This is a genomic window from Streptomyces sp. NPDC051987, from assembly GCF_040680735.1.
Classification (GTDB): domain Bacteria; phylum Actinomycetota; class Actinomycetes; order Streptomycetales; family Streptomycetaceae; genus Streptomyces.
In genome coordinates, this window is sequence record NZ_JBFAXI010000008.1 from 1 (window position 1) to 25,407 (window position 25,407).

Annotated in this window: 27 protein-coding genes and 1 riboswitch; of the genes, 13 read left to right on the forward strand and 14 right to left on the reverse strand. The window is 68.7% G+C overall.

Features of this window, described 5'->3' with window-relative positions:
• Positions 1–74 precede the first annotated feature (74 nt).
• From AB0M11_RS06465 to AB0M11_RS06475, 3 genes are all read right to left on the reverse strand, one after another.
• A complete protein-coding gene (locus tag AB0M11_RS06465) occupies positions 75–1,106 on the reverse strand; it encodes an alanine racemase (RefSeq protein ID WP_365702038.1) in 1,032 nt (343 codons plus the stop codon).
• Positions 1,107–1,190: 84 nt separating this feature from the next.
• The gene (femX, locus tag AB0M11_RS06470; RefSeq protein ID WP_365702040.1) at positions 1,191–2,312 is read right to left on the reverse strand and encodes a peptidoglycan bridge formation glycyltransferase FemX; all 1,122 of its coding nucleotides are present in this window, start codon (positions 2,310–2,312) and stop codon (positions 1,191–1,193) included.
• A 162-nt stretch (positions 2,313–2,474) separates the two neighbouring features.
• Positions 2,475–2,777 (reverse strand): hypothetical protein, encoded by a 303-nt coding sequence (locus tag AB0M11_RS06475; RefSeq protein WP_365702042.1) that lies wholly within the window; start codon positions 2,775–2,777, stop codon positions 2,475–2,477.
• Between the two features lie 265 nt (positions 2,778–3,042).
• Here AB0M11_RS06475 and rpsF point away from each other — a divergent pair, with 265 nt between their 5' ends.
• The 4 genes from rpsF (at position 3,043) to rplI (ending at position 4,742) form a co-directional block, all read left to right on the forward strand.
• Complete coding sequence (gene rpsF / locus AB0M11_RS06480; protein WP_005482942.1) at positions 3,043–3,333, forward strand: 30S ribosomal protein S6; 291 nt, start codon at positions 3,043–3,045, stop codon at positions 3,331–3,333.
• A 77-nt stretch (positions 3,334–3,410) separates the two neighbouring features.
• The gene (locus AB0M11_RS06485; protein WP_365702044.1) at positions 3,411–3,992 is read left to right on the forward strand and encodes a single-stranded DNA-binding protein; all 582 of its coding nucleotides are present in this window, start codon (positions 3,411–3,413) and stop codon (positions 3,990–3,992) included.
• A 48-nt stretch (positions 3,993–4,040) separates the two neighbouring features.
• Positions 4,041–4,277 carry a 30S ribosomal protein S18 gene (gene rpsR / locus AB0M11_RS06490; protein WP_003949403.1) on the forward strand — a complete coding sequence of 79 codons (237 nt, stop codon included), beginning with the start codon at positions 4,041–4,043 and terminating at the stop codon, positions 4,275–4,277.
• 18 nt (positions 4,278–4,295) lie between these two features.
• Positions 4,296–4,742 carry a 50S ribosomal protein L9 gene (gene rplI, locus AB0M11_RS06495; protein ID WP_365702046.1) on the forward strand — a complete coding sequence of 149 codons (447 nt, stop codon included), beginning with the start codon at positions 4,296–4,298 and terminating at the stop codon, positions 4,740–4,742.
• Between the two features lie 113 nt (positions 4,743–4,855).
• Here the strand turns inward: rplI and AB0M11_RS06500 are convergent, their stop codons facing one another.
• Positions 4,856–6,193, reverse strand: coding sequence for an MATE family efflux transporter (locus AB0M11_RS06500; RefSeq protein ID WP_365702048.1), 1,338 nt, complete (start codon positions 6,191–6,193; stop codon positions 4,856–4,858).
• 459 nt (positions 6,194–6,652) lie between these two features.
• On the opposite strand from AB0M11_RS06500, the gene dnaB reads away from it, so the two are divergent.
• On the forward strand, positions 6,653–8,128 hold the full coding sequence (gene dnaB / locus AB0M11_RS06505) for a replicative DNA helicase (protein WP_365702050.1): 1,476 nt from the start codon (positions 6,653–6,655) through the stop codon (positions 8,126–8,128).
• Positions 8,129–8,210: 82 nt separating this feature from the next.
• A complete protein-coding gene (locus AB0M11_RS06510; RefSeq protein WP_365702052.1) occupies positions 8,211–9,596 on the forward strand; it encodes a serine hydrolase domain-containing protein in 1,386 nt (461 codons plus the stop codon).
• Between the two features lie 57 nt (positions 9,597–9,653).
• Here the strand turns inward: AB0M11_RS06510 and AB0M11_RS06515 are convergent, their stop codons facing one another.
• Positions 9,654–10,106 carry a GNAT family N-acetyltransferase gene (locus AB0M11_RS06515; RefSeq protein WP_365702054.1) on the reverse strand — a complete coding sequence of 151 codons (453 nt, stop codon included), beginning with the start codon at positions 10,104–10,106 and terminating at the stop codon, positions 9,654–9,656.
• Positions 10,107–10,115: 9 nt separating this feature from the next.
• Positions 10,116–10,574, reverse strand: a complete 459-nt coding sequence (locus tag AB0M11_RS06520) for a MarR family transcriptional regulator (RefSeq protein ID WP_365702056.1) — start codon at positions 10,572–10,574, stop codon at positions 10,116–10,118.
• Between the two features lie 139 nt (positions 10,575–10,713).
• On the opposite strand from AB0M11_RS06520, the gene AB0M11_RS06525 reads away from it, so the two are divergent.
• Entirely contained in the window at positions 10,714–11,922 is a 1,209-nt protein-coding gene (locus tag AB0M11_RS06525; protein ID WP_365702058.1) for an MFS transporter, read from the forward strand.
• A 69-nt stretch (positions 11,923–11,991) separates the two neighbouring features.
• Here the strand turns inward: AB0M11_RS06525 and AB0M11_RS06530 are convergent, their stop codons facing one another.
• Complete coding sequence (locus AB0M11_RS06530) at positions 11,992–12,858, reverse strand: GNAT family N-acetyltransferase (protein ID WP_365702061.1); 867 nt, start codon at positions 12,856–12,858, stop codon at positions 11,992–11,994.
• Between the two features lie 383 nt (positions 12,859–13,241).
• On the opposite strand from AB0M11_RS06530, the gene AB0M11_RS06535 reads away from it, so the two are divergent.
• Entirely contained in the window at positions 13,242–14,513 is a 1,272-nt protein-coding gene (locus AB0M11_RS06535) for a globin domain-containing protein (RefSeq protein ID WP_365702063.1), read from the forward strand.
• Between the two features lie 3 nt (positions 14,514–14,516).
• Here AB0M11_RS06535 and AB0M11_RS06540 read toward each other — a convergent pair whose 3' ends face one another.
• From AB0M11_RS06540 to AB0M11_RS06560, 5 genes are all read right to left on the reverse strand, one after another.
• Entirely contained in the window at positions 14,517–14,999 is a 483-nt protein-coding gene (locus AB0M11_RS06540; RefSeq protein WP_365702065.1) for an NUDIX hydrolase, read from the reverse strand.
• A 133-nt stretch (positions 15,000–15,132) separates the two neighbouring features.
• Complete coding sequence (locus tag AB0M11_RS06545) at positions 15,133–16,038, reverse strand: LysR family transcriptional regulator (protein WP_365702067.1); 906 nt, start codon at positions 16,036–16,038, stop codon at positions 15,133–15,135.
• A gap of 230 nt (positions 16,039–16,268) precedes the next feature.
• Positions 16,269–17,399 carry a cystathionine gamma-lyase gene (locus AB0M11_RS06550; protein WP_365702069.1) on the reverse strand — a complete coding sequence of 377 codons (1,131 nt, stop codon included), beginning with the start codon at positions 17,397–17,399 and terminating at the stop codon, positions 16,269–16,271.
• Positions 17,396–17,887 (reverse strand): low molecular weight protein-tyrosine-phosphatase, encoded by a 492-nt coding sequence (locus AB0M11_RS06555; RefSeq protein ID WP_365702071.1) that lies wholly within the window; start codon positions 17,885–17,887, stop codon positions 17,396–17,398. The genes AB0M11_RS06550 and AB0M11_RS06555 overlap by 4 nt, the downstream gene beginning before the upstream one ends.
• Before the next feature lie 7 nt (positions 17,888–17,894).
• Positions 17,895–18,272 (reverse strand): phage holin family protein, encoded by a 378-nt coding sequence (locus AB0M11_RS06560; RefSeq protein WP_365702073.1) that lies wholly within the window; start codon positions 18,270–18,272, stop codon positions 17,895–17,897.
• 59 nt (positions 18,273–18,331) lie between these two features.
• Here AB0M11_RS06560 and AB0M11_RS06565 point away from each other — a divergent pair, with 59 nt between their 5' ends.
• The 4 genes from AB0M11_RS06565 (at position 18,332) to AB0M11_RS06580 (ending at position 20,561) form a co-directional block, all read left to right on the forward strand.
• Positions 18,332–18,649 (forward strand): cupin domain-containing protein, encoded by a 318-nt coding sequence (locus tag AB0M11_RS06565; RefSeq protein ID WP_181808054.1) that lies wholly within the window; start codon positions 18,332–18,334, stop codon positions 18,647–18,649.
• 164 nt (positions 18,650–18,813) lie between these two features.
• A complete protein-coding gene (locus tag AB0M11_RS06570) occupies positions 18,814–19,026 on the forward strand; it encodes a DUF5326 family protein (RefSeq protein WP_089100495.1) in 213 nt (70 codons plus the stop codon).
• A 273-nt stretch (positions 19,027–19,299) separates the two neighbouring features.
• Positions 19,300–20,025 (forward strand): helix-turn-helix domain-containing protein, encoded by a 726-nt coding sequence (locus tag AB0M11_RS06575; protein WP_365702075.1) that lies wholly within the window; start codon positions 19,300–19,302, stop codon positions 20,023–20,025.
• Positions 20,026–20,123: 98 nt separating this feature from the next.
• Complete coding sequence (locus AB0M11_RS06580) at positions 20,124–20,561, forward strand: SsgA family sporulation/cell division regulator (RefSeq protein WP_365702077.1); 438 nt, start codon at positions 20,124–20,126, stop codon at positions 20,559–20,561.
• 151 nt (positions 20,562–20,712) lie between these two features.
• Here the strand turns inward: AB0M11_RS06580 and AB0M11_RS06585 are convergent, their stop codons facing one another.
• Entirely contained in the window at positions 20,713–22,221 is a 1,509-nt protein-coding gene (locus AB0M11_RS06585; protein ID WP_365702080.1) for a YibE/F family protein, read from the reverse strand.
• Positions 22,222–22,292: 71 nt separating this feature from the next.
• Positions 22,293–22,470: riboswitch (TPP riboswitch) on the forward strand.
• On the opposite strand from AB0M11_RS06585, the gene thiC reads away from it, so the two are divergent.
• A complete protein-coding gene (thiC, locus tag AB0M11_RS06590) occupies positions 22,463–24,283 on the forward strand; it encodes a phosphomethylpyrimidine synthase ThiC (RefSeq protein ID WP_365702082.1) in 1,821 nt (606 codons plus the stop codon). Its footprint overlaps the riboswitch before it by 8 nt.
• Before the next feature lie 108 nt (positions 24,284–24,391).
• Here the strand turns inward: thiC and AB0M11_RS06595 are convergent, their stop codons facing one another.
• On the reverse strand, positions 24,392–25,261 hold the full coding sequence (locus AB0M11_RS06595) for a hypothetical protein (RefSeq protein WP_365702084.1): 870 nt from the start codon (positions 25,259–25,261) through the stop codon (positions 24,392–24,394).
• Positions 25,262–25,407 lie beyond the last annotated feature (146 nt).

The window sequence follows — 25,407 nt, forward strand, 5'->3', positions numbered from 1 at the left end:
GGGGGGGGGGCGGCCTTCTCGGCGGGCGCCCCCTGCTCCCGGGGCGCGGGCCCGACCCCACGTCCGGCGGACGGTCAGCGGTCCACGAGACGGTCGAACTGGGTCGTGGTGTGCCGCAGGTGGGCCACCAGCTCCTCGCCGACCTTCGGCTCCGGGGCGTCCGACGGCACGAACAGGATCGACACCTGCATGTGCGGCGGCTCCGCGAACCAGCGCTGCTTGCCGCCCCAGACGAACGGGGAAAGGTTCCGGTTCACCGTGGCCAGGCCGGCCCGTGCGACGCCCTTGGCGCGCGGCATGACGCCGTGCAGGGCCTTGGGAGCCTCCAGGCCCACTCCGTGCGACGTACCGCCCGCCACGACCACCAGGAAGCCGTCCGAGGCCGCCTTCTGCTGCCGGTAACCGAATCGGTCGCCCTTGGTGACACGGGTGACGTCCAGGACCGCCCCGCGGTACTCGGTGGCGTCGTGGTCCCCCAGCCACAGCCGAGTGCCGATCCGGGCCCGGAACCGGGTCTGCGGGAACTGTTGCTGCAGCCTGGCGAGTTCGTCGGCCTTGAGGTGGCTGACGAACATCGTGTGCAACGGCAGCCGCGCCGCGCGCAGCCGGTCCATCCAGCCGATGACCTCCTCGACGGCGTCCGAGCCGTCGGTACGGTCCAGCGGCAGATGGATGGCGAAGCCCTCCAGCCGGACGTTCTCAATGGCCGAGTGGAGCTGCGGCAGGTCCTGCTCGCTGATGCCGTGCCGCTTCATCGTGGACATCACCTCGATGACCACCCGCGCGCCCACCAGGCCGTACACACCGTCGATGGACGAAACCGAGCGGATGACCCGGTCGGGCAGCGGCACCGGCTCCTCACCGCGCCGGTAGGGCGTCAGCACCAGCAGGTCGCCGCCGAACCAGTCCTTGATGCGCGCGGCCTCGTACGTCGTGCCGACGGCGAGGATGTCCGAGCCGAGCCGCGTGGCCTCCTCCGCCAGCCGCTCGTGCCCGAAGCCGTAGCCGTTGCCCTTGCAGACCGGGACCAGGCCCGGGAACTGCTCCTGCACGTGCTTGTGGTGCGCCCGCCAGCGCGCGGTGTCGACGTAGAGCGTGAGCGCCATGGCCGGACCTGGAACCTTTCTGGGTGGCTGGGGTGTGGCAGAGGACCACGTGTGTTCAGGGCTATAGAAGCACGGAGCGTGACATCAGCGGCGCGACATGTAGATGTCGAGCGCCTTGTGGAGCAGCTTGTTCAGCGGGAAGTCCCATTCGCCGAGGTATTCGGCAGCCTCGCCACCGGTGCCCACCTTGAACTGGATCAGGCCGAACAGGTGGTCCGTCTCGTCCAGCGAGTCGGAGATGCCGCGCAGGTCGTAGACGGTGGCGCCGAGCGCGTAGGCGTCGCGCAGCATCCGCCACTGCATGGCGTTCGAGGGCCGCACCTCACGGCCGATGTTGTCGGACGCGCCGTAGGAGTACCAGACGTGCCCGCCGACGATCAGCATGGTCGCCGCCGACAGGTTGACCCCGTTGTGCCGGGCGAAGTACAGCCGCATCCGGTTCGGGTCCTCGGTGTTGAGGGCCGTCCACATGCGCTGGAAGTACGACAGCGGGCGCGGCCGGAAGTGGTCGCGCACCGCCGTGATCTCGTACAGCCGCTGCCACTCCGCGAGGTCCTGGTAGCCGCCCTGCACGACCTCGACGCCGGCCTTCTCGGCCTTCTTGATGTTGCGCCGCCACAACTGGTTGAAGTTCTTGTGGACCTCTTCCAGGGAACGGTTCGCCAACGGCACCTGGAAGACGTAGCGGGGCTGCACGTCACCGAAGCCGGCGCCGCCGTCCTCGCCCTGCTGCCAGCCCATCCGGCGCAGCTTGTCCGCCACCTCGAAGGCGCGCGGCTCGATGAAGTCGGCCTCGATGTCGCGCAGGCGCTTCACGTCCTGGTCCTGGATGCCCTGCTTGATGGAGTTGGCCTCCCAGCGCCGGATGATCACCGGCGGGCCCATCTTCACCGAGAACGCGCCCTGCTGCTTCAGATGGGCCAGCATCGGCTGGAGCCACTCGTCGAGGTTCGGCGCGAACCAGTTGATGACCGGTCCCTCGGGAAGGTAGGCGAGGTAGCGCTTGATCTTGGGCAGCTGGCGGTACAGCACCAGGCCCGCGCCGACCATCTCACCGGTGCGGTCGTCGAACCAGCCGAGGTTCTCCGATCGCCATTCCGCCTTGACATCGGCCCAGGCCGGGACCTGCATGTGGCTCGCCGCCTGCAGGCTCTGGATGTACGCCAGATGCTGTTCGCGGCTGATGGTCCTCAGGGTCAGGCTCATGTCGGGGCGCTCCTCGGGCTGGTGTGTCCCCATGGGTTCAGGGGCTCCGGCTCACGCGCCGAAGCCTACTGCGCCTTGCCCATGGCCTGACTGGGCGTACGCCACCTACGCCCCGGCTCCTGTCCGGCCGGGGCGTTCCAGGGTGGTGTGCGGGTGCCTGGCTCAGCCGAACAGGCCGCCGTTCGCCATGCCGATGAAGAAGCCGATGCCCGAGGCACCGAGACCCAGGATCAGACCGAAGCGCTCGCGCGTGGTGATCGAGATCCACTGTCCGTACAGACCGGTGAAGATACCGATCAGGCCGGTCCAGGAGCTGAGCAGGTGCAGGCTGTGGAAGAACGACGTGATGAAGGCGATCAGCCCGAGCGCCAACGTCGCTGCCATCAGCGAGTCCTGGAGCGGATGGGTTTTGCCGTCGGTGGCGAACAGGGATCCGGCGGTGTTGGGTCGCAATGCCTGTGCCATAGGGCACCTCCTGCGGAAGAGCGGCGCATCGTAGCGCCGTACACACCCGATGTGTACAGATTGAGGGGCCCGGCGGCCTGATTTCAACCGGAAGCGGGTGTGCGGGTACTCTGTACCGTCTGCACCGGTGTCTGCCCATGCCCTGACGGGGATCCCAGCGGGAAACCCCCGAATGTCAGTGGCGGCGGCTACCGTTGCGCACGCATCACAACCCTCCTGCCACGGAACGACCGTGGCCGCTGAGTCCAAAGGAGGTGGGTTCCACATGCGTCACTACGAGGTGATGGTCATCCTCGACCCCGATCTGGAGGAGCGCGCCGTCGCCCCCCTGATCGAGAACTTCCTCTCCGTCGTCCGTGAGGGCAACGGAAAGGTCGAGAAGGTCGACACCTGGGGCCGTCGTCGTCTCTCGTACGAGATCAAGAAGAAGCCCGAGGGCATCTACTCGGTCATCGACCTGCAGGCCGAGCCTGCGGTCGTCAAGGAGCTCGACCGCCAGATGAACCTGAACGAGTCGGTCCTCCGGACCAAGGTCCTCCGTCCCGAGACCCACTGAGCTCACCGCTCAGCCGATCTCGGGATTTCGAGTAGCAGCACAAGCAGCCAGCAGCAAACCCGCCGAGAGGTTCCCCCATGGCAGGCGAGACCGTCATCACGGTCGTCGGCAATCTTGTCGATGACCCCGAGCTGCGCTTCACCCCCTCCGGTGCGGCGGTCGCGAAGTTCCGTGTCGCGTCCACCCCCCGCACCTTCGACCGGCAGACGAACGAGTGGAAGGACGGCGAGAGCCTGTTCCTGACCTGCTCGGTCTGGCGTCAGGCGGCGGAGAACGTCGCGGAGTCGCTTCAGCGAGGCATGCGCGTCATCGTGCAGGGCCGACTGAAGCAGCGGTCCTACGAGGACCGTGAGGGTGTCAAGCGCACGGTCTACGAGCTGGACGTCGAGGAAGTCGGCGCCAGCCTGCGGAGCGCCACGGCCAAGGTCACCAAGACCGCCGGCGGTGCCGGCCGCGGTGGCCAGGGCGGTTACGGCGGCGGTGGCGGCCAGGGTGGCGGCGGCTGGGGCGGCGGCTCCGGCGGCGGCCAGCAGGGCGGCGCTCCCAACGACGACCCCTGGGCTTCCGGCGCTCCGGCCGGTGGCGGCAACCAGGGTGGCGGCGGCTGGGGCGGCGGCTCCGGCGGCGGTGGCGGCTACTCGGACGAGCCTCCCTTCTAAGGGCCGAAGGCTCGCATCCCCACTTCTTGATCACACAGGAGAAACACCATGGCGAAGCCGCCTGTGCGCAAGCCGAAGAAGAAGGTCTGCGCTTTCTGCAAGGACAAGGTCACGTACGTGGACTACAAGGACACGAACATGCTGCGGAAGTTCATTTCCGACCGCGGCAAGATCCGTGCCCGCCGCGTGACCGGCAACTGCACGCAGCACCAGCGTGACGTCGCCACGGCCGTCAAGAACAGCCGTGAGATGGCGCTGCTGCCCTACACGTCCACCGCGCGCTAAGGGAAGGGTGACCGACTCATGAAGATCATCCTCACCCACGAGGTCTCTGGCCTCGGTGCTGCCGGCGACGTCGTCGACGTCAAGGACGGCTACGCTCGCAACTACCTGATCCCGCGGAAGTTCGCTATCCGCTGGACCAAGGGCGGCGAGAAGGACGTCGAGCAGATCCGTCGTGCTCGCAAGATCCACGAGATCCAGACCATCGAGCAGGCCAACCAGGTGAAGGCCCAGCTTGAGGGCGTCAAGGTCCGCCTGGCCGTCCGTGCCGGCGACGCCGGTCGCCTCTTCGGTTCCGTCACCCAGGCCGACATCGCTTCGGCGATCAAGGCTGCCGGTGGCCCCGAGGTCGACAAGCGCCGTATCGAGGTCGGTTCGCCGATCAAGACCCTGGGCGCCCACGAGACGTCCGTGCGTCTGCACCCCGAGGTTGACGCCAAGGTCAACATCGAGGTCGTCGCGGCCTGACGCTGCGCTCGGTCTGAGCAGTAGCTGAAAGGGGCCGCACCCGTGAGGGTGCGGCCCCGTTGGTTTGGTGCTGGGGGCCTGTGTTTCACGTGAAACCGGCGTCGAAACGGCGCTCATCGCGTCGCGCCGGTCACCATCCAGCGGCCGGAGCGGGCGCGCAGCCAGAGGGTGAGCATCCGCACGGTCATCATCAGCGTCATGGCTCCCCAGAGCGCCGTGAGATCGCCGCCGAAGGTGGGCACCAGCAGCGCCACGGGCGTGAAGACCACAAGAGTCAGGACCATGGCCCCGGCGAGATACCGCCCGTCTCCGGCACCCATCAGTACGCCGTCGAGAACGAAGACCACTCCGGAAACCGGCTGGGAGAACGCCACGATGAGCAGCGCGGGCAGGGCGGCGTCCTTCACACCGGGGTCACCGGTGAACAAGGGAAGGAAAAGCGGCCGGGCCGCGATCACCAGCAGGCCCAGGGCTGCTCCGGTGACGATGCCCCACTGCACCATGCGACGGCAGGCCTCGCGGGCGCCGACCGCGTCACCCGCTCCCAGATAGCGGCCGATGACGGCCTGTCCCGCAATCGCGATCGCGTCCAGGGCGAAAGCCAGCAGGCTCCACAAGGACAGCACGATCTGATGGGCGGCGATGTCTGCGTCTCCCAACCGGGCCGCCACGGCGGTGGCAATCATGAGAATCGCCCGCAGCGAGAGCGTTCGGATGAGCAGCGGTGCGCCGGCCTGTGCCGAGGCCCGTATCCCGGCAACGTCGGGACGCAACGACGCCCCGTGTCTGCGCGCGCCACGCACGACGACGGTCAGATAGACCGTCGCCATCCCGCACTGGGCGATGACCGTGCCCCAGGCGGAGCCGGCGATGCCCAGGCCGGCACCGTAGACGAGCGCGGCGTTGAGCCCGGCGTTCGCGACGAACCCCGCCACGGCGACGTACAGCGGCGTGCGGGTGTCCTGGAGGCCGCGCAGGACGCCAGTGGCGGCGAGCACGACCAGCATGGCCGGGATACCGAGGGAGGAAATCCTCAGGTAAGCGGTCGCGTAGGGGGTTGCGGTGACCGAGGTGCCGAAGGCATCCACGATGCCTGGTGCGAGGGGCAGAACCACGGCGATGACCGCGGCGCCGAGCAGGAGGGCCAGCCAGATGCCGTCCATGCCCTGTCGGACCGCTGCCTGGAGATCGCCGGCGCCCACCCTGCGGGCGACGGCGGCCGTGGTGGCGTAGGCGAGGAAGACGAAGACGCTCACAGCGGTGGTGAGCAGGGCCGAGGCAACCCCGAGACCGGCGAGCTGTGCGGTGCCGAGATGACCGACGATCGCACTGTCGGCCATGACGAAAAGCGGCTCGGCGACGAGTGCGCCGAAGGCCGGGACGGCCAGTGCGACGATCTCTCGGTCGTGCCGCCGTCGAGTGGCCTTGGGGATCGCGGGAGCCTGTGACATGGGCGCCAATCTAATCGTCCACAGGTAATAGATGCAACGTGCTCGCATCCCTTACTGATGGCTGTGTTGTCCACGTTGTCGCGCACTGTTCGAGGCGATCTTGGTCCGACTGGGAAAGTTTTTCTTCTGCACAGCCGGTGGATGGGAAAGCCGCAGTTCAGAACGGGTTGTGGACAGAGATCGAGGGCTTGTTCACAGGGCTGTCCACCGCGTCGTGCACAGGTTTTGGCGGGTTCTCCACAGCATACGGGCGGTCGTCCACATGGCCTGTGGATAACCAGATTGGCTGACGGTGCCCGCGGGCCTACGGTGGTCCGGCACCCGCTCCTTGTCGCGGCCTCGGAAACCTCACAAAACCGACGCGTCCAGAACCGGAATCGGGCGTCTCAGTTGTCAGTGCCGTGCCGTACAAAAGAGGGCGTGGCGAGGTCCGCGGTGCGGACGGGAGGAGGTGGCTCGGTGAGCATTTCCGAGCCCTTGGACGACCCGTGGGCCGACGCCGGTCCCGGTGATCGTCTGCCCGCCTCCCGCCGACGGGGTGACGGCGGCCGTGGTCGGGACGACCGGCACGACCGGGGCCGGGACAGCGGGGACTGGGACGGTGGTGGTACCACCTTCGAGCGGGTCCCCCCGCAGGACCTGGACGCCGAGCAGTCCGTGCTCGGCGGCATGCTGCTCTCCAAGGACGCCATCGCCGACGTCGTCGAGATCCTCAAGGGCCACGACTTCTACAAGCCCGCCCACGAGACGATCTACCAGGCGATCCTCGACGTCTACGCGAAGGGCGAGCCGGCCGACCCCATCACCATCGCCGCCGAGCTCACCAAGCGGGGTGAGATCAACAAGGTCGGTGGCGCCTCCTATCTGCACACCCTCGTCCAGACGGTGCCGACGGCGGCGAATGCCGAGTACTACGCGGAGATCGTCCATGAGCGGGCCGTACTGCGCCGCTTGGTCGAGGCCGGGACGCGCATCACCCAGATGGGATACGCGGCCGACGGTGACATCGACGAGATCGTCAACAGTGCCCAGGCCGAGATCTACGCGGTCACCGAGCAGCGGACCAGCGAGGACTACCTGCCGCTCGGCGACATCATGGAGGGCGCACTCGACGAGATCGAGGCGATCGGCTCCCGTACCGGCGAGATGACCGGTGTCCCGACCGGCTTCACCGACCTGGACTCGCTCACCAACGGCCTGCATCCCGGCCAGATGATCGTCATCGCCGCCCGTCCCGCCATGGGCAAGTCCACCCTCGCGCTGGACTTCGCGCGGGCCGCGTCGATCAAGCACAATCTGCCCAGCGTCATCTTCTCCCTCGAAATGGGCCGCAACGAGATCGCGATGCGTCTGCTGTCCGCGGAGGCCCGGGTCGCCCTGCACCACATGCGGTCCGGCACGATGACGGACGAGGACTGGACCCGGCTGGCCCGCCGGATGCCCGACGTCTCGGCCGCGCCCCTGTACATCGACGACTCCCCGAACCTGTCGATGATGGAGATCCGCGCGAAGTGCCGCCGGCTCAAGCAGCGCAACGACATCAAGCTGGTGATCATCGACTATCTCCAGTTGATGCAGTCCGGTGGCAAGCGCTCCGAGAGCCGCCAGCAGGAGGTCTCGGACATGTCCCGAAACCTGAAGCTGCTGGCGAAGGAGCTGGAGGTCCCGGTGATCGCGCTCTCACAGCTCAACCGTGGCCCCGAGCAGCGTACGGACAAGAAGCCGATGGTGTCCGACCTGCGTGAGTCGGGATCCATCGAGCAGGACGCCGACATGGTCATCCTGCTCCACCGCGAGGATGCCTACGAGAAGGAGTCGCCGCGCGCGGGCGAGGCGGACATCATCGTCGGCAAGCACCGAAACGGTCCTACGGCGACGATCACCGTGGCCTTCCAGGGCCACTACTCCCGCTTCGTGGACATGGCACAGACGTGATTCCCGCCGGGGACGTCGCTGACTGAGCGGAGTCACCCCACACGGACTCGACGTCGGCCCGCCCACCAGGTGGACTGGGCTCATGACGACATTCCAGGAAGACCTGCTCCCCGCCACTCGGCGGGCGCTGCTGCATCGGATCGCCGTGGCCCAGTCCGAGGGCAGGGCGCCGTCACTCGTTGCGGCCGTGGTGCGGGACGGCCGGACCGTCTGGCACGGGGCGCGGACTTCGGTGGACGGCCATGGGCCGGACGAGGACGTGCAGTACCGGATCGGTTCGATCACCAAGACCTTCACGGCCGTTCTGGTCCTGAGGCTTCGTGACGAAGGGCTGCTCGACCTCGGGGACGCCTTGGAGAAACACCTTCCGGGCACCGGCGCGGGGGAGGCCACCATCGCCGAACTCCTCGCCCATACCGGAGGTCTGGCAGCGGAGTCACCGGCCCCGTGGTGGGAACGCACCCCGGGCTCGCTGCGGCCGGAGCTGAGTGATGTCCTCGGCGAGCAGCCCCAACTGCACCCGGTCGGGCGGCGGCACCACTATTCGAACCCCGGCTACACCTTGCTCGGTGCACTGGTCGAGGAAGTCCGCGGTGTCCCCTGGGAGGATGTGCTGCGGCGGGAGGTCCTCGAACCCCTCGGCCTCGCGCGCACGAGCACCCAGCCGCGGGCGCCGCACGCCGGTGGCTGGGCGGTGCACCCCTGGGCCGATGCCATGCTCCCTGAACCCTCGGAGGACCTCGGCCGGATGGCACCGGCCGGGCAGCTCTGGTCGACCACCGGCGATCTGGCACGCTTCGCCGTGTTCTTGGCGGCCGGGGACGATCGAGTGCTCAGCGCCGAGTCGGTGCGGGAGATGCGCACCCCGGCTGCCCCCTCCGAGCCGGCCGACGTACTGGACGGCGCCACCTATGGACTTGGCCTGCAGATCCAGCGCCGTGACGGCAGGCTGCTCGTCGGACACTCCGGCTCGCTGCCCGGTTTCCTGGCCAACCTGACCATCAGCGTGGAGGACGACGTTGCGGCCGTGGTGCTGGCCAACTGCACTTCGGGCCCGCTGTTGGCGGCCACCGGAGCCGACCTCGTCCGTATCGTCGCGGAGGCCGAGCCGCGTATCCCCGAGCCGTGGCGGCCTCTGACCCGAGTCGAGCCCTCGGTACTTGAGTTGGCGGGCCCGTGGTACTGGGGCACGCACGCCTTCGTGCTGCGGGTGACGGCCGACGGGCTCATCTCGCTCGGGCCGTTGACCGGTGCCGGGCGCCGAACCCGTCTCTGTGCCAACGGCGACGGCACATGGACCGGGTTGGAGGGTTACTACGCCGGGGAGCTGCTCCGTCCCGTACGGAGCCCGGAAGGCGCCGTGACCCACCTGGACCTCGGGTCGTTCGTGTTCACGCGTCAGCCGTACGACGAGGCCGCTCCCGTTCCCGGTGGAGTGGACCCCGAGGGATGGCGGGGGATCCGTTAGCGGACGAGAGAGCAGAGCGGTGTTTCACGTGAAACACCGCCCGCACACCGCTGGGGTTCAGATGTTGAGCTTGAAGCCCACGTGTGAGGCGGTGAAGCCGAGCCGCTCGTAGAAGCGATGGGCGTCGATCCGTGACGCGTCCGAGGTCAGCTGGACCAATCGGCATCCCTGGCGACGGGATTCGTCGATCGCCCACTCGATGAAGCGGGTCCCCAACCCGCTGCCGCGCTCGTCGGCGTGGATGCGCACGGCTTCGATGATGGACCGGGTGGCTCCGCGTCTCGACAGCCCGGGAATGACCGTGAGTTGGAGGGTACCGACGACACGGCCCTCACGGACGGCGACGACCAACTGCTGGTTGGGGTCGGCGCTGAGCCGGTCCAGGGCGCTGAAATAGGGCGTCAGGTCGTCCGGTGATTCGCGTTCTGCGCCCAGCGGGTCGTCGGCGAGCATGCCTACGATTGCCGGGATGTCGTCGGCGACCGCGGCGCGTATGTCAAGGTCTCCCATACCCGCAGCCTATGCGGACACGTGCAGCGACTCCACGGCATGGACCAGCGGGGCCAGCTCCGGGTTCCTGGCCGCCTCGTCGAGGGCCTCGCGCAGCGCCGTGTCGTTGGTGGGGCGAGCCTCTTCCAGCAGCAGAAGACCCGCCTCGGTGACGTTCGTGTAAATGCCACGGCGATCGGTCGGGCACAGATAGCGCTCCAGAAGGCCGCGCTCCTCCAAGCGTGTGACCAGCCGCGTGGTGGCGCTCTGGCTGAGCACGACTGCGTCGGCGACCTGCTTCATCTGCAGATGGCCCCCTTCGCCGTCGTGCTGCCGGCTGAGGACGTCGAGCAGGGAGTACTCGCGCACGCTCAGGTCGTGTCCGGCCTGAAGGGCGCGCTCGATGTGAGCTTCGATCCTCCCGTGCAGGAGAGAGAGGGCGCACCACCCCTGGGCGAGGGCGGTGGGCGCGGGGTCTGTCGCTGTCATTGGCGGTTCCTCCGTCCCGGAGCGGCTGCAGTCAGGATAGAGCACCTTCGCGATAGCCCGCGTTTGCATATATCCAGCGTATGCAATTATTGTGGACGCTCGTAAAATGCATGTGCAATCACTTGGAAGGTCGAACCCCATGCCACTCGCGCTCCTGGCCCTCGCGATCGGGGCCTTCGGAATAGGAACGACGGAATTCGTGATCATGGGTCTGCTGCCGGAAGTCGCCGGTGACTTCGGAGTCTCCATCCCCACCGCCGGTCTGCTGGTGACGGGCTACGCGCTCGGTGTGGTCATCGGCGCCCCGCTGATGACCGTCCTGGGCACCAAGGTCCCGCGCAAGCGAATGCTGATGCTGCTGATGGGGCTGTTCATCGCCGGGAATCTGCTGTCCGCCGTGGCTCCCACCTTCTCCGTCATGCTGATCGGCCGTGTGGTCGCCTCCCTCGCCCACGGTGCCTTCTTCGGCATCGGCTCTGTCGTCGCGGCCGAGCTGGTCGCCCCCAGCAGGAAGGCTGGGGCCATCGCGATGATGTTCACCGGCCTCACCGTCGCCAATGTCGTCGGCGTCCCGCTCGGCACCCTGGTGGGGCAGCACGTCGGCTGGCGCGTCACCTTCGCCGTCGTCGCCGCTCTCGGTGTCGTCGGTCTGGCCGGTATCGCCAAGCTGGTCCCCGAACTGCCCAGGCCTCAAGGCGTGCACCTGCGGCACGAGCTGGCCGCGTTCAAGAACGCCCAGGTCCTGCTCGCCATGGCGATGACCGTCCTCGGCTTCGGCGGTGTCTTCGCGGCCATCACCTACATCGCGCCGATGATGACCCGTGTCGCCGGCTTCGCCGATGGCTCCGTGACCTGGCTGCTGGTCCTCTTCGGCCTCGGCATGGTGGGCGGCAACCTCGTCGGTGGCAGGTTCGCCGACCGCGCCCTGATGCCCATGCTGTACGTGTCCCTGAGCGCCCTGGCCGTGGTCCTCGCGCTCTTCACGCTCACCGCGCACAACAAGGTGGCGGCTGCTGTGACCGTCGCCCTGATCGGTGCCCTGGGCTTCGCCACCGTCCCGCCGCTCCAGAAGCGGGTCCTCGACCACGCCCACGGCGCCCCCACCCTGGCCTCCGCCGTGAACATCGGCGCGTTCAACCTCGGCAACGCCCTGTCCGCCTGGCTGGGCGGCCTCGTGATCGCCGCAGGACTCGGCTACACCTCACCCAACTGGGTGGGCGCCGCCCTCGCCGCCGCCGCCCTGGTCCTCGCCCTTCTCTCAGCCGCCTTGGAGCGCCGCGGCAGCTCCCCGAGCGCGGTGATCTCCGGGGCCACGCCCGCGGAACAGCGGGCATCTGTCGACCACTGACGGCCGGTGCGCCGGACGTGGAATGCCGCCCCCTGTGGCGGGAGCCGGCATGTCGCCGTGCCGAAGGCTTCAGCCCGCCGCGACCGTCAGGGGGGCGAACCGTCGGGTCCAGTCTCCGGGCGACTCGGTGATGCCGTAGGTCATGACGGAGTTCATGGCGACGGACACCAGCCCCCGTGCCTTCGCCCAGGCCAGCAGCTCTTCGTGCCGGACGTCGATGTCGGTACGGAGTGGGCGATCACTGTGCCTGGCGAGCGACGTCACCAGGGCTTTCGCCGTCTCGGTGTCACGCGCGATCAAGGGACCGACGACATGGGTGTCCATGTTGGGCCAGGCGGCCGCGTACCCGACGATCCGCCCGTCGTCCACGGCGACATGCAGCAGGTCCGAGAACGCCGGCAGCCGAGTGATGAGGAGGGTGCGGTCGGCGCCGAACACCTCCTCGTCCAGCCTGAGGATGGAACCGAGGTCCTCCGCGGTGGCCGCCCGAGTCGCCACCCGGGGCTTCGGCCCACCCGGGGTGAAGGGACCGGACAGCATCTCCGCATGTCCGGTGACCTTGAATCCCAGCTCCTCGTAGAGCGGACGGCCGTTCGGGGTGGCGTACAGGGTCAGGGGAGTCGTTCCCATCACCGAGACGACGTGCCGCATCAGCCGGCGCCCGATGCCCTGTCGAGCGTGGCGTTCGGCGACCAGGACCATGCCGACCGCGCCGAGGTGAGGCCGTTCCCTGGGGCCGTACTCCGTGATGACACAGGCGGCGACCAGGCCTCCGGCGGGGTCGTCGATGCCGTATCCCTTTCCGGCAGTGAGCAGCAAGCGCCACTTGTGTTCCTCGCGGGGCCACCCCCGATCCTCGGACAAGTCGGCGCAGGCGCTGAGATCGCGTGGCGTCAGTCGGCGAATGGGCGGAGCGGCGTCGGGGCGAGTGGACACGAAGGTCAGGCTCGCCGACCGACGCCCCCGGCGTCCAGCGCTTTCAGGGCAGACGCACGCGCTTTTGGCCACGGGTGGTCGATCATGAGAGCACGGATGGTCGCCCGCCGCGGGTTTCCCGAGAAAGGCGGGGACGTGTGCGCATGGCGACGGCCGATAGGGTCGGCTCCGGTTCATGTCCGGGGCGGTGCGCTCTGTCGCGAGTATTGCGGCCCAAGTCACACTCTCGCCCTACTTGTCAGTAGGCGGGGGAATCGCGGGTTCAATGTGGCCGTATCGGCCACGGGGCCTGAGCGGGAGAGCCACCGTCAACAGGGGAATGTCACCACCTGCCGAGTGAAGTGCGCAGACCGACCGCAAGACGTTCGAGGCGAGGGCACAGCATGGACGCTCCGACCACTACGTCGGCGAACGACGACGGGGCCGGTGGAGGCGGCTGGTTCGTGTCCCACGACAGGCCCGCGGTCGCCTCCTCCGCAGCGCCCGCCCGCCGTCAGGGAGCCACTCAGGCCCCGTCGGACGGGCCGCAGCCGCAGACCGCTTCCTCGGACGCTATCCGTATCCGCAGCACCATGGCCGAGGTCGGACCGATCGCCGACAAAGTCACCTCGTACTTCTACGCTCTGCTCTTCGTCCGCCATCCCGAACTGCGCTCGCTGTTCCCAGCGGCCATGGACACCCAGCGGGACCGGTTGTTCAAGGCGCTGCTCACCGCGGCCGAGCGCATCGACCACACACCCGCCCTGGTCGAGTACCTCCAGAACCTGGGCCGCGGCCACCGCAAGTACGGGACCCGGCCCGAGCACTACCCGGCCGTCGGCGAGTGTCTGATCGGCGCACTCAGCACGTACGCCACAGGCATCTGGGACCGCGAGACGGAGGCGGCCTGGGTACGGACGTACACGACGATGTCGCAGGTGATGATCGACGCGGCGGCCACGGACGACTTGCGCGCCCCGGCATGGTGGCACGCGGAGATCGTCGCTCACGAGCTCAGGACCTCGGACGTCGCCGTGCTCACCGTCCGTCCGGACCACCCCTATCCCTTCGTTGCCGGGCAGTACACGAGCCTGGAGACACCCTGGTGGCCGCGGGTGTGGCGGCATTACTCCTTCGCCTCCGCACCCCGCTCGGACGGTCTGCTCACGTTCCATGTGAAGGCCGTCCCGGCAGGCTGGGCCTCCAACTCGCTGGTGCACCGGGCCCGTCCCGGCGACGTCCTTCGTCTCGGTCCGCCCGGTGGTTCGATGACCGTCGACCACACCAAGGACAACGGACTGCTCTGCCTGGGCGGTGGCACGGGCATCGCGCCCATCAAGGCAATGGTCGAAGACCTCGCCGAACGCGGCTCGCGCCGCCCGGTGGACGTGTTCTACGGCGCCCGTACCGACCACGAGCTGTATGACATGGAAACCTTGCTTCGGCTCCAGCAGAACCATCCCTGGCTCACGGTCCGCGCGGTCGTCGACCAGCGGGCGCACGTGCAGCTCCCCGACGCCGTCCGCGAATACGGCCCGTGGACCGAGCACGACGCCTGTCTCTCCGGGCCGCCGGGGATGATCCGCAACGGGATCACCGCGTTGCGGAACGTCGGCATCCCCGCGCACCGCATCCGGCACGACTCGCCAGCGGAAATGGTCGCACCCGGCGACTGACCGTCAGCCGAGGTCCGGAGCGTGCATCGCCCGCACGCCTTCGATGTTGCCGTCCAAGTAGTGCCGCAGTGACAGCGGTACGAGGTGCACGGAGGCGATCCCCACGCGGGTGAAGGGGACTCGGACGATCTCGTACTCGCCGGCGGGCTCATCGACTTCGGGGCCGTGCCGCAGGGCGGGGTCCATGGACTCCAGCCGACAGACGAAGAAGTGCTGCACCTTCACGCCAGTCGCACTGCCGCTCTCGCCGATGTGCTCCACGGTGTCGACGAAGCAGGGCACCACGTCGGTGATCTTGGCGCCGAGCTCCTCGTCCACCTCGCGGTGCAGGGCGTCGACGACGGTGCTGTCCTCAGGCTCGACTCCGCCACCGGGGGTGACCCAGTAGGGATCGACACCAGGCTTGGTGCGCTTGATCAGGATCAGGTCGTCGCCGTCGAGTAGAACGGCACGGGCGGTGCGCTTGACCACGGGTCGGACGGTCATGGGAGAAATGTGGCCCAGCTGGTTCCACGTGAAACATCGCGAAGTGCCACGGCACGGAGACGCTGCGTCAACCCCGCCGAACGCGCTCCCCCTGCGCCCCGCCCGTCCTGCGTGCCTGCGCCCCGCTCCACGGTCAGTCCCAGTCCGCGGCCGCGCGCTGGAGCCAGTCGTGCGCTCGCGCGACATGCGGCAGGGCGAGCGTGCCGGTGCGCACCACGAGGAAGTACGTCCGCAGCGGAGGTACCGCGGGATCATGCAGTGCCACGACCTCACCGCGGTCCAGGGCGGCGGTGCACAGATACCGGGGCAGCACCGCGAGGCCGGCGCCCGCGACCGTGCACGCGAGGACCGCACGCAGATCGGGTGCCACGACGGTACCCGAGGCGGCGGGACGCGTGTCGAAGACGGAACCCCAGTAGCGTGAGACGAACGGCAGCGACTCATGGACCTCGACGACCGGCAGGTTCTCCAGGGCGGCCGCGCCCTTGCCGCACACCTTGTCGGCGCCTGTCTCCTCGGCCCAGCGCGGAGCGGCGACCAGTACGTGCTCCTCGTCGCAGAGCGCGCTGGCGGTGAGCAGGGCGCCACGCGGCCGGACCGTACTGATGGCCAGGTCATGGTGGCCGGCGGAGAGTCCTTCCAGGGTCTCCTCCGCGTTCCCGAACGAGGCGCGCAGCGCGAAGCGCCGGCCGTCGTCGCCGGTGAGCTCCGTGAGAGCGGGGAGGGCGCGCTCCGCGGTGAACTCGGGCGGCCCGGCGAGGTGCAGGGTGCGTGTCGAGGACTCGTCGTCGAGGCCGTGTTCCGCTATCTCCACGAGAGCGTCGAGGTGCGGTGCGGCTTTGTGGGCGAGTTCGTCGCCGATGCTCGTGGGAGTCACCCCGCGGGCCTGGCGCAGGAAGAGCGGGCGCCCCAGTTGTCGCTCCAGGGTCCGGATCTGGGAGGTCACGGCCGGCTGGGAGAGACCGAGCAGAGCGGCGGCACGCGTGAACGAGCCGGCCCGGTGAACGGTGACGAAGGTGCGCAGCAAGGCCAGATCCATCGCACACCCTCCCTTTTCGCCTTGCCCCTTTCCGGCCCTTGGGCAGGTTCCCAACTATAAATAAGTCGATAGGTCTCTGCCGCTACAGTGATTGGACACTGACGCAGAGTCAACTAGCCTTGGTCGCGCGGTTCTTGGCGCGCGGGAACCGGGACGGTCCGAGCCACGAGGGGGGAGGCTCGGACCGTCCGATAGGTGCGACCGGATCCGTGGAGTCGTCCGTAATCCGGTCACTGATCCGACTCGTCCAACGCGCGCAGCACATCGGCCACCAGATCATCGGGATCCTCGGCCCCGACCGACAGTCGGATAAAGCCCTCCGGCACGTCGTCCCCGCCCCAACGCCGCCGCCGCTCGGCCGTGGAGCGCACCCCGCCGAAGCTCGTCGCGTCATCGACCAGCCGCAGGGCCCCAAGGAAACGCTCGGCACGCGCGCGCGTGGACAGCGTGAAGGAGATCACCGAGCCGTAGCGGCGCATCTGCTGTGCGGCGATCTTGTGCGCGGGGTCGTCGGAAAGCCCCGGGTAGCGCAGCCCGCTCACCTCGGGCCGCTCGCGCAACGCCTCCGCCAGCAGCTGGGCCGTCGCGTTCTGCCTGTCCACCCGCAACTGGAGGGTGGCCAGCGAGCGATGCGCCAGCCAGGCCTCCATGGGGCCGGCGATCGCCCCGATGATCTTGCGCCAGCGGCGTACGGCCGCCATCGCCGCCGCATCGCGCCCGCTGACGTAGCCCAGCAGCACGTCCCCGTGGCCGGTGAGCTGCTTGGTGCCGCTGGCCAGGGAGAAGTCGGCGCCCAGCGCCAGCGGGCGCTGGCCGAGCGGGGTGGCGAGCGTGTTGTCGACGGCGACGAGGGCACCACGCGCGTGCGCCGCCCCGGTGAGGCGCCGGATGTCGCAGACGTCGAGCCCGGGGTTGCACGGAGACTCGATCAGCAGCAGCTTCGCCCCGTCAAGGACGTCGAGCTGGGCGTCGCCGGCCGTGGGAGCGGTGCGCACCTCGATGCCGTACGCCTCCAGCTGGGCGCGGACCAGGGGCAGCACCTGGTAGCCGTCTGACGGCAGGACGACCGCGTCCCCGGCGCTCAGCTGCGAGAAGAGCACCGCCGAGATGGCCGCCACCCCGGAGGCGAACACCAGCGTCTCGACCTCTTCACCGGGTGCCTCCAGCTCGCCGATGGCCCGTTCCAGATGGGTCCAGGTCGGGTTCTCCTCACGCCCGTAGGCGTACGGCCCGCTCACGTCGCCCGGCAGATGGAAATGCGCCGCGAAGACCGGCCCGGGCAGGGTCGGCTCGTTCTTGACCGGCTCGGGCAGCCCCGCGCGCACCGCGCGCGTGCCCTCGCCCATGGTCGCCTCGCTCATGCCGTCCTACCCTCCACTTCGTCCCGCACGGCGGCGAGCAGGCCCTCGCTCGCCGCCTCCACCATCTCAAGACATTCCTCGAAGCCGTCCAGACCGCCGTAATACGGATCCGGTACGTCCGCCTCGTCACCCGCGGCCGGGTCGTAGGAGCGCAGCAGGCGCACCTTGCGGGCGTCCTCCTCGGTGGGGGCCAGGCGGCGCAGCGCCTTGAGATGGCCGGAGTCGAGCGCGACCACGAGGTCGAGGCGCGCGAACCAGGACGCATGGAACTGGCGGGCGGTGTGGTCGCCGTCGTAACCGTGTTCCCTGAGGACGCGGACGGTGCGTGGGTCGGCGCCGTCGCCCTCGTGCCAGCCACCGGTGCCGGCGCTGTCGACCTCGACACGGTCGTCGAGCCCGGCCTCGGCCACGCGAGCACGGAAGACGGATTCGGCCATCGGGGAACGGCAGATGTTGCCGGTGCAGACGAAGCAGACGCGATAGGTCATCAGGTGCTCAGTCCGTGTCGGGAAGGATCATGTTCAGGGCCCAGGACACGATGGAGATGATCAGACCGCCCAGGACGGCCGTCCAGAACCCCTCCACATGGAAGCTCAGGTCGAGCTTGCCGCACACCCACGACGTCAGCAGCAGCATCAGCGCGTTGACCACCAGGGTGATCAGGCCCAGGGTGAGGATGAACAGCGGAAAGGTCAGGATCTTGACGAGCGGCTTGACCAGGAAGTTCACCAGGCCGAAGACCAGGGCCACCAGGATCAGCGTCCAGACCTTCTTGGCGGTGCTGTCGCCGGTCAGGGTGATCTTGTCGAGCAGCCATACGGCGACCGCCAGGGCGCCCGCGTTGGCGATCGTCTTGACTACGAAATTCATCATGTGTCTGATCGTGGCAGACGAGATCGGGTACGAGCAGTGGGGCGAGGGCGACAACGGCGATGAAGGCATTCCGGCTGGACGAACTGGAGGCGGAGCGCGCCGCCAACGACGGGGCCTACCTGCAGTTCCTGCGGGAGCGGAACATGTCGGTAGGCCTCTACGCCCTCGACGCGGGCTCGCACGACCCACAGCAGCCGCACAACCAGGACGAGGTCTACTTCGTCGTCAGCGGCCGCGCGGCGATCACCGTCGGTCTGGAGACCACTCAGGTGGCACGGGGCAGCGTGGTCTACGTGCCGGCCGGGGTGGCCCACAAGTTCCATCACATCAGCGAGGATCTGCGGGTTCTGGTCGTCTTCTCTCCCCCCGAGGCCTGACCTCGCTCTCGGGGTTCCCTAAGGGAAGGGTCAGGGGAGGACAAGGGATGCGGGGCCCCCGTACGGCCCCTTCGCGGCTCTAGCATCGAGTGCAGGACAACGCATCGTGCGGGACGCACGAGACCGTACGTGCCGGAGTGCACGAGAAGGCGGAGGACAGGGCAATGCGGGAGATCTTCACGGGGCTGCCGTGGTGGGTGAAGTGGATCGCGGTGCCGGTCATCGCGCTGGTGGTGTTCGGCGGTCTCATCACGGCCGTGATCAGCTGGGTGGTCTTCCTGCTCTTCAAGCTGCTGATCTTCGTGGCCCTGGTCGGCGGACTGATCTACATCGTGCGGAAGTTCATGTCGAACTCCTCGTCGAAGAGCGACTGGTGAGGTCCGCGGGAATCGGTGGCCGGTAACAGGATTCACCGGTTCCCTCGGGGGAGGGAAGTTTCCCGCGCGGGCCGACCTGGAGCGTCGCCGGACGGTTAGAGTCGCTGACCCCTCGCGCTCCGGGAGTGACCCTTGGCCACGCTTGACGCCGCCCCCGTACCCACGGAACATCCCCCACCCCCGACCCAACGCCGTTCCGGCACACCGCCCGTGCAGCGGCCGGCCGCCCCCGCCGTCCCCGCACAGCCCCACTCGGCCACTCTCATCGGCTCCGTGCAACGCGCGATGCGCCTGCTTGAGTGCGTCGCCCGACACGCGCACGGCGCCCCCGCCAAACAACTGGCCCGAGAGACCGGCCTCGCCCTCCCCACCGCCTACCATCTGCTGCGCACCCTGGTCCACGAGGGCTATCTGCGCCGGGACAAGGGGTTGTTCTTCCTCGGTGAGGCAGCGGAGCGACTGAGCAGCAGCGGAGCAGAGCAGAAACGTCGCAGCGCGGTCGTCGACACCCTCGCTCACTGGCGGGATTCGATCGGTGTCCCGGTGTACTACGCCATGTACCGGGACGGTGAGATCGAGGTCATGTGCGTCGCCGACTCCCCAGGTGCTCCGGCGGTGGAGGAGTGGGCCGACTTCCGCGAGACCGGACACGCGCACGCCATCGGTCAGTGTCTTCTCTCCCAGCTGGACGACGACGTCCGCCGTGACCATCTGAGCCGCTATCCCGTGCGGCCCATCACTCCTTACACCGTCCGTGACGGCCAGATGCTGCTGCGCCGGCTGGAGCGGACGCGGCGGATGGCCCCGGTGGTGGAACGCCAGGAGTACGCGCTGGGGACCGTCTGTGCCGCCATTCCTCTGACCGTCGGCACCACCGCCGCCACGATCGCCATCTCCCTGCCCCTGCACCAGGCCGACCGGCTGCTGCCCGCTGTCCGTCAGTTGCAGGCCGAGGTGGGCCGGCATCTGGGATCCCTGGCACTCGCTATCAGTATCTGAAAACTCACTCCTTGTGATCTCACGTGTACGTTCAGCAAGATTTGACCACCATCAAGGGATTAATCCCGGCCAGTCGGTGTCATATGACGGGGTAGGCAATGCGCGAGTCCGTACAAGCAGAAGTCATGATGAGCTTTCTCGTGTCGGAGGAGCTCTCCTTCCGCATCCCCGTGGAGTTGCGCTACGAGACGTGTGATCCCTATGCCGTCCGGCTCACCTTCCATCTGCCCGGGGACGCACCGGTCACCTGGGCCTTCGGCCGGGAGCTGCTGATCGACGGGGTGGGACGGCCGTGCGGCGAGGGAGATGTGCACATCGCGCCCGCCGATGCCGAGGTGCTGGGCGAGGTCCTGATCCGGCTTCAGGTCGGTGGCGACCAGGCGATGTTCCGGTCCTCCGCGCCGCCGCTGGTGGCGTTCCTCGACCGTACGGACAAACTGGTGCCGCTCGGCCAGGAGGGCTCGCTCGCCGACTTCGACGCGCACCTCGACGAGGCCCTCGACCGCATCCTGGCCGAGGAGCAGAGCGCCGGCTGAAGAGGTACCGCACGGGGCGCACGTCGCTCCGTCGAGCCGTGTGCGGACGCGCAGGAACGCTTCTGCGTGTCCACGACGTCAGTCGCGACACCTCTCCGCATCACCGATGTCCGTGTCCCGGCCGCGCTGGCCCGGCCGCGCTGCGCCGGCCTCACCGTTTCCGGCGCCGCCCCCGGCCACCGTGCGTCGGGGCCGGCGGTGCGGTCGGCCCGGCTGACGCTGCCTCCATGGCCGCGGCCGTTCCCGTGCCCGCCCGGTCGGCCGACACGACCAGGGCCGCGAGCAGCGTGGTGACCGGCACCGAGGCGACCAGGCCGATCGAGCCGACCAGCGTGCGCACGACCTCCTCGGCCACCAGCTCGCTGTTGGCGACCGTGGCCACACTGCTCTGCGCGATCGAGAAGAGCAGCAGCAGCGGCAGCGCGGCACCCGCGTAGGCCAGTACGAGGGTGTTGACGACCGAGGCGATGTGGTCGCGGCCGATGCGGATACCAGCCCGGTACAGCCCGCGCCAGCCCATCGTCGGGTTGGCCTCGTGCAGCTCCCAGACCGCCGAGGTCTGTGTCACCGTCACATCGTCCAGGACACCCAGCGAACCGATGATGACACCGGCCAGCAGCAGACCGCTCATGTCGATCGACGGATACAGGCCGTGGATCAGACCGGTGCTGTCATCGGTGTTGCCGGTGAGTGCGGCCCAGTCGATGAACTCCGAGCCCAGCAGGCCGATCAGGCACAGCGAGACCAGCGTGCCGAGCACCGCCACCGAGGTCCGGGCGGACAGCCCGTGACACATGTACAGGGCGATCAGCATGATGGCACTCGACCCGACCACCGCCACCAGCAGCGGATTGGAGCCCTGCAGGACCGCCGGGAGGATGAACAGGGTCAGGACCAGGAAGCTGACGGCCAGCGCGACCAGCGCCATCACACCACGCAGTCGGCCCACCACCACGACGGCGAGCGCGAAGATCCCGGCCAGCAGCGCCATCGGGAACTTCCGGTTCACGTCGGTGACCGAGTACTGCAGGTCCTTGGGCGCGGAGGGTTCGTACGCCGCCACGACCTTCTCGCCTTCGTGCAACTGCCGTGACTGGTCGGGCTGCACGATCTCGGTGAAGGTACGGCCCTTGTCCTTGCCGGTGTCGACCCGGACCGTGGCCTTCTTGCAGGTGCCGCCGTCCTCCCGCTTCGAGGACGTGCCGTCGGCGGTGGAGGCGTCGTCCGTCGAGCCGCCTCCTGAGGCGTTGACCGACTTGCAGCTCACCGAGAGGACCTTGGTGACCGTCGCCGCCTGGGTCTGGCGGTCGAAGCCCACCCCGGTGCGCTCGTGCGGCGGGGCACCGCCGGGCCACAGCAGCACCAGGCCGACCACGACCGCGGCGGTGAAGGGGATCAGGATCGCCGCGATGACCTTGCGTAGATGCTTGGAGACGGGCGCGGCGGGCCCGTGGCTGTGGCTGTGCCCGTGCGCGTGGCCGCTCTGGCCGGGGCCGTGGGCGTGGCCGGCAGCCTGGTGGTGGTCGTACGGCTCGGCCTGTCTGTGGATGTGGCCGTCACCGGCACCATGGCCCCCGTGGCCGGTTCCGCCGCCCTGCGAGGCGCCGTTGCCGCGCTGCGGCTCGGAGGGCGGGTAAGGGTGCTGCTGTGTCGAGGTCACCGCCCGATCATCGCAAGAACGGCAAGGGCCCCCTGTTCACCGCGCCCGAATTGACGCTAGCGTGGAGGCACCTTTGCACACGCGGGAGCTCGGAGCACCGGGCTGAGAGGGCGCTGACCTCCGTATTTGCGATGTTTCACGTGGAACGAATGATGTTTCACAGGGAACGCCGCCCGACGGAAGCCGCTGCGTCGACCGCCGAACCTGTTACCGGGTAATGCCGGCGTAGGGAGTAGGTCTCATGACCAACAAGGACGTACGCACGCCTGCCTCCAGTCAGGACGAACAGCCCATCACGGGGGAAACTCACCCGGAGGCCGGGAAGTCCATCGGCTGGCACAAGGGATATGTCGAGGGCTCCCGCCCTGATCTGCGGGTGCCGGTCCGTCAGGTGCATCTCAGCAACGGGCAGTCGGTGACGCTCTACGACACCTCAGGCCCGTACACCGATCCGCTCGTCGAGACCGACGTCCGCAGGGGCCTGCCGCCGCTGCGGGAGAACTGGATCGTCGGCCGCGGCGACACCGAGGAGTACGCGGGCCGTCCCGTCCGTCCCGAGGACGACGGGATCAAGCACACCTCGCCCCGCGGAGGTCTGCGCAACCTGGACGCGGTCTTCCCGGGCCGGCCACGCCAGCCGCGGCGCGGCCGGAACGGCGAGGCGGTGACGCAGCTCGCGTACGCACGCCGGGGCGAGATCACCCCGGAGATGGAGTACGTGGCCATCCGCGAGAACGTTTCTCCCGAGGTGGTCCGCGAGGAGATAGCGGCAGGCAGGGCCGTACTGCCCGCCAACGTCAACCACCCGGAGATCGAGCCGATGATCATCGGCAAGCGGTTCCTGGTGAAGGTCAACGCCAACATCGGGAACTCGGCAGTCACCTCCTCCATCGAGGAGGAGGTCGAGAAGATGACCTGGGCGACCCGCTGGGGCGCCGACACGGTCATGGACCTGTCCACCGGTCGCAACATCCACACCACCCGCGAGTGGGTGCTGCGCAACTCCCCTGTCCCCATCGGCACGGTGCCGCTCTACCAGGCCCTGGAGAAGGTCGACGGCAGGGCCGAGGAACTGACCTGGGAGATCTACAAGGACACGGTCGTCGAACAGGCCGAGCAGGGCGTGGACTACATGACCGTCCACGCGGGCGTGCGCCTGCCGTACGTGCCGCTCACCGCCAACCGCAAGACCGGCATCGTCTCGCGCGGCGGCTCGATCATGGCGGCCTGGTGCCTCGCCCACCACAAGGAATCGTTCCTGTACGAGAACTTCGAGGAACTCTGCGAGATCCTCGCCGCCTACGACGTCACCTACTCCCTGGGGGACGGGCTGCGCCCCGGCTCCATCGCGGACGCCAACGACGAGGCCCAGTTCGCGGAACTGCGCACGCTCGGGGAACTCAACCGGATCGCCAGGCGTTTCCATGTTCAGACCATGATCGAAGGCCCGGGTCACGTCCCGATGCACAAGATCAAGGAGAACATCGACCTTCAGCAGGAGATCTGCGATGAAGCTCCGTTCTATACGCTCGGCCCGCTGACCACGGACGTCGCGCCGGCGTACGACCACATCACCTCCGGCATTGGTGCCGCGATGATCGCCTGGTGGGGTACGGCGATGCTCTGCTACGTCACGCCGAAGGAGCACCTGGGCCTGCCCAACCGGGACGACGTCAAGACCGGCGTCATCACCTACAAGATCGCAGCCCACGCGGCCGACCTGGCCAAGGGCCACCCGGGCGCGCAGGAGTGGGACGACGCGCTGTCCGACGCCCGGTTCGAGTTCCGCTGGGAGGACCAGTTCAACCTCGCCCTGGACCCGGACACGGCCCGCGGGTTCCACGACGAGACGCTTCCGGCGGAACCGGCGAAGACGGCCCACTTCTGCTCGATGTGCGGGCCGAAGTTCTGCTCGATGAAGATCAGCCAGACCATCACGGAGCGGTTCGGCGGCGCGCCGGCCGACGAGGCGTCTCCCGAGGAGGTCGCGGAGGGGATGTTGCAGAAGTCGAAGGAGTTCGCGGCGGGCGGCAACCGGGTGTACCTGCCGATCGCGGACTGACGGCCGCCGCGGGCGGAGTGCTGCGGGCGGGTCTCCCGGCAGTCCTCCGGTGCGGTCTCGTGGGCCGGGTGTCCGGCCTGCGCCCCCGGCCAGGGGGCGCAGGCCGGGTCATTCCGGCTGGTGCTCCGGGCCTCCGAAGTCCGGGCTGGTGTAGTCCGGGCTGGTGAAGCTCGGGCGAGAGGCCGGGGCGGCCCCGTCGTCGGTGCTGAAGCCGGGACGGTCGTAACCGAGCCGCGGCATCCGGCCCGCTGGGCCCGTCGGAGCCGTACTGCGCAGCCCGGCCGTGCCGGTGTCGGTGGCCAGCGCTTCCCGCAGGAAGGGCAGGATGCCGCGCTCCAGCAGGGCGTCCCGCCAGGCCTCCCGGGCCTTGGCCACCTCTCCGTCGGGCTCGCCGTAGGCTCCGGCCTCCAGCGAAGGACTGTTGCGCAGTGCGGTGAGCAGCAGCCCCGTGCCGGCCATGACGATGGTGGCCGCGGTCACGGCGCCGAACACCCAGCCGGCCGTGAGCATGGTCTCGGCGAACGCCGGGGCCGGGTCCAGCATCTTCAGGACGTAGCCGACGAGGAGGAATATCGCCGCGGCGGTGCCGGCGAGCACGGGCGCCAGGACCAGGGCGAGGGCGAAGCCCCCGGCGCCGGTCGTCTCGGCCGCCTCGCCGAGGGTGGTGGCGAGCCCCAACGAGCCGCCCGTGCCCGGCTCCACGGAGCCGGAGTCCTGGACGGTGGCCGGGGTGGACCGCGCCGGATTGCGCAGTTCCTCGCGGACCTTCACATAATGCTGGTACTCGGTCGCCGCGGCCGCCGTGATCAGTGCGGTGGCGTTGAGCGCCATGGTGCGCAGCTGTTCGGTGTTCAGACGCTGGCCTATACCGGCCAGTTCGGGACGGTACTGGGCGGAGCGCAGCGCCTCATCGAGGATCCGCTCGTATTCCTGGCGGTCCTCGCTGTGCAGGTGCTGCGGAACGCTGTTCATGTGCATCCCCCGATGCTCCGTAGGGCTTGTGCTCGCACGCCGGCGAGCCGTCGGGCAGAAACGGAGGGGAGCCTGCTACGGATAAACCGATGGTAGAGCCGTTACGGCACGCGGTGACAGGGGGTTGCCGGAAATTGGGGGTGGCCCGCGTG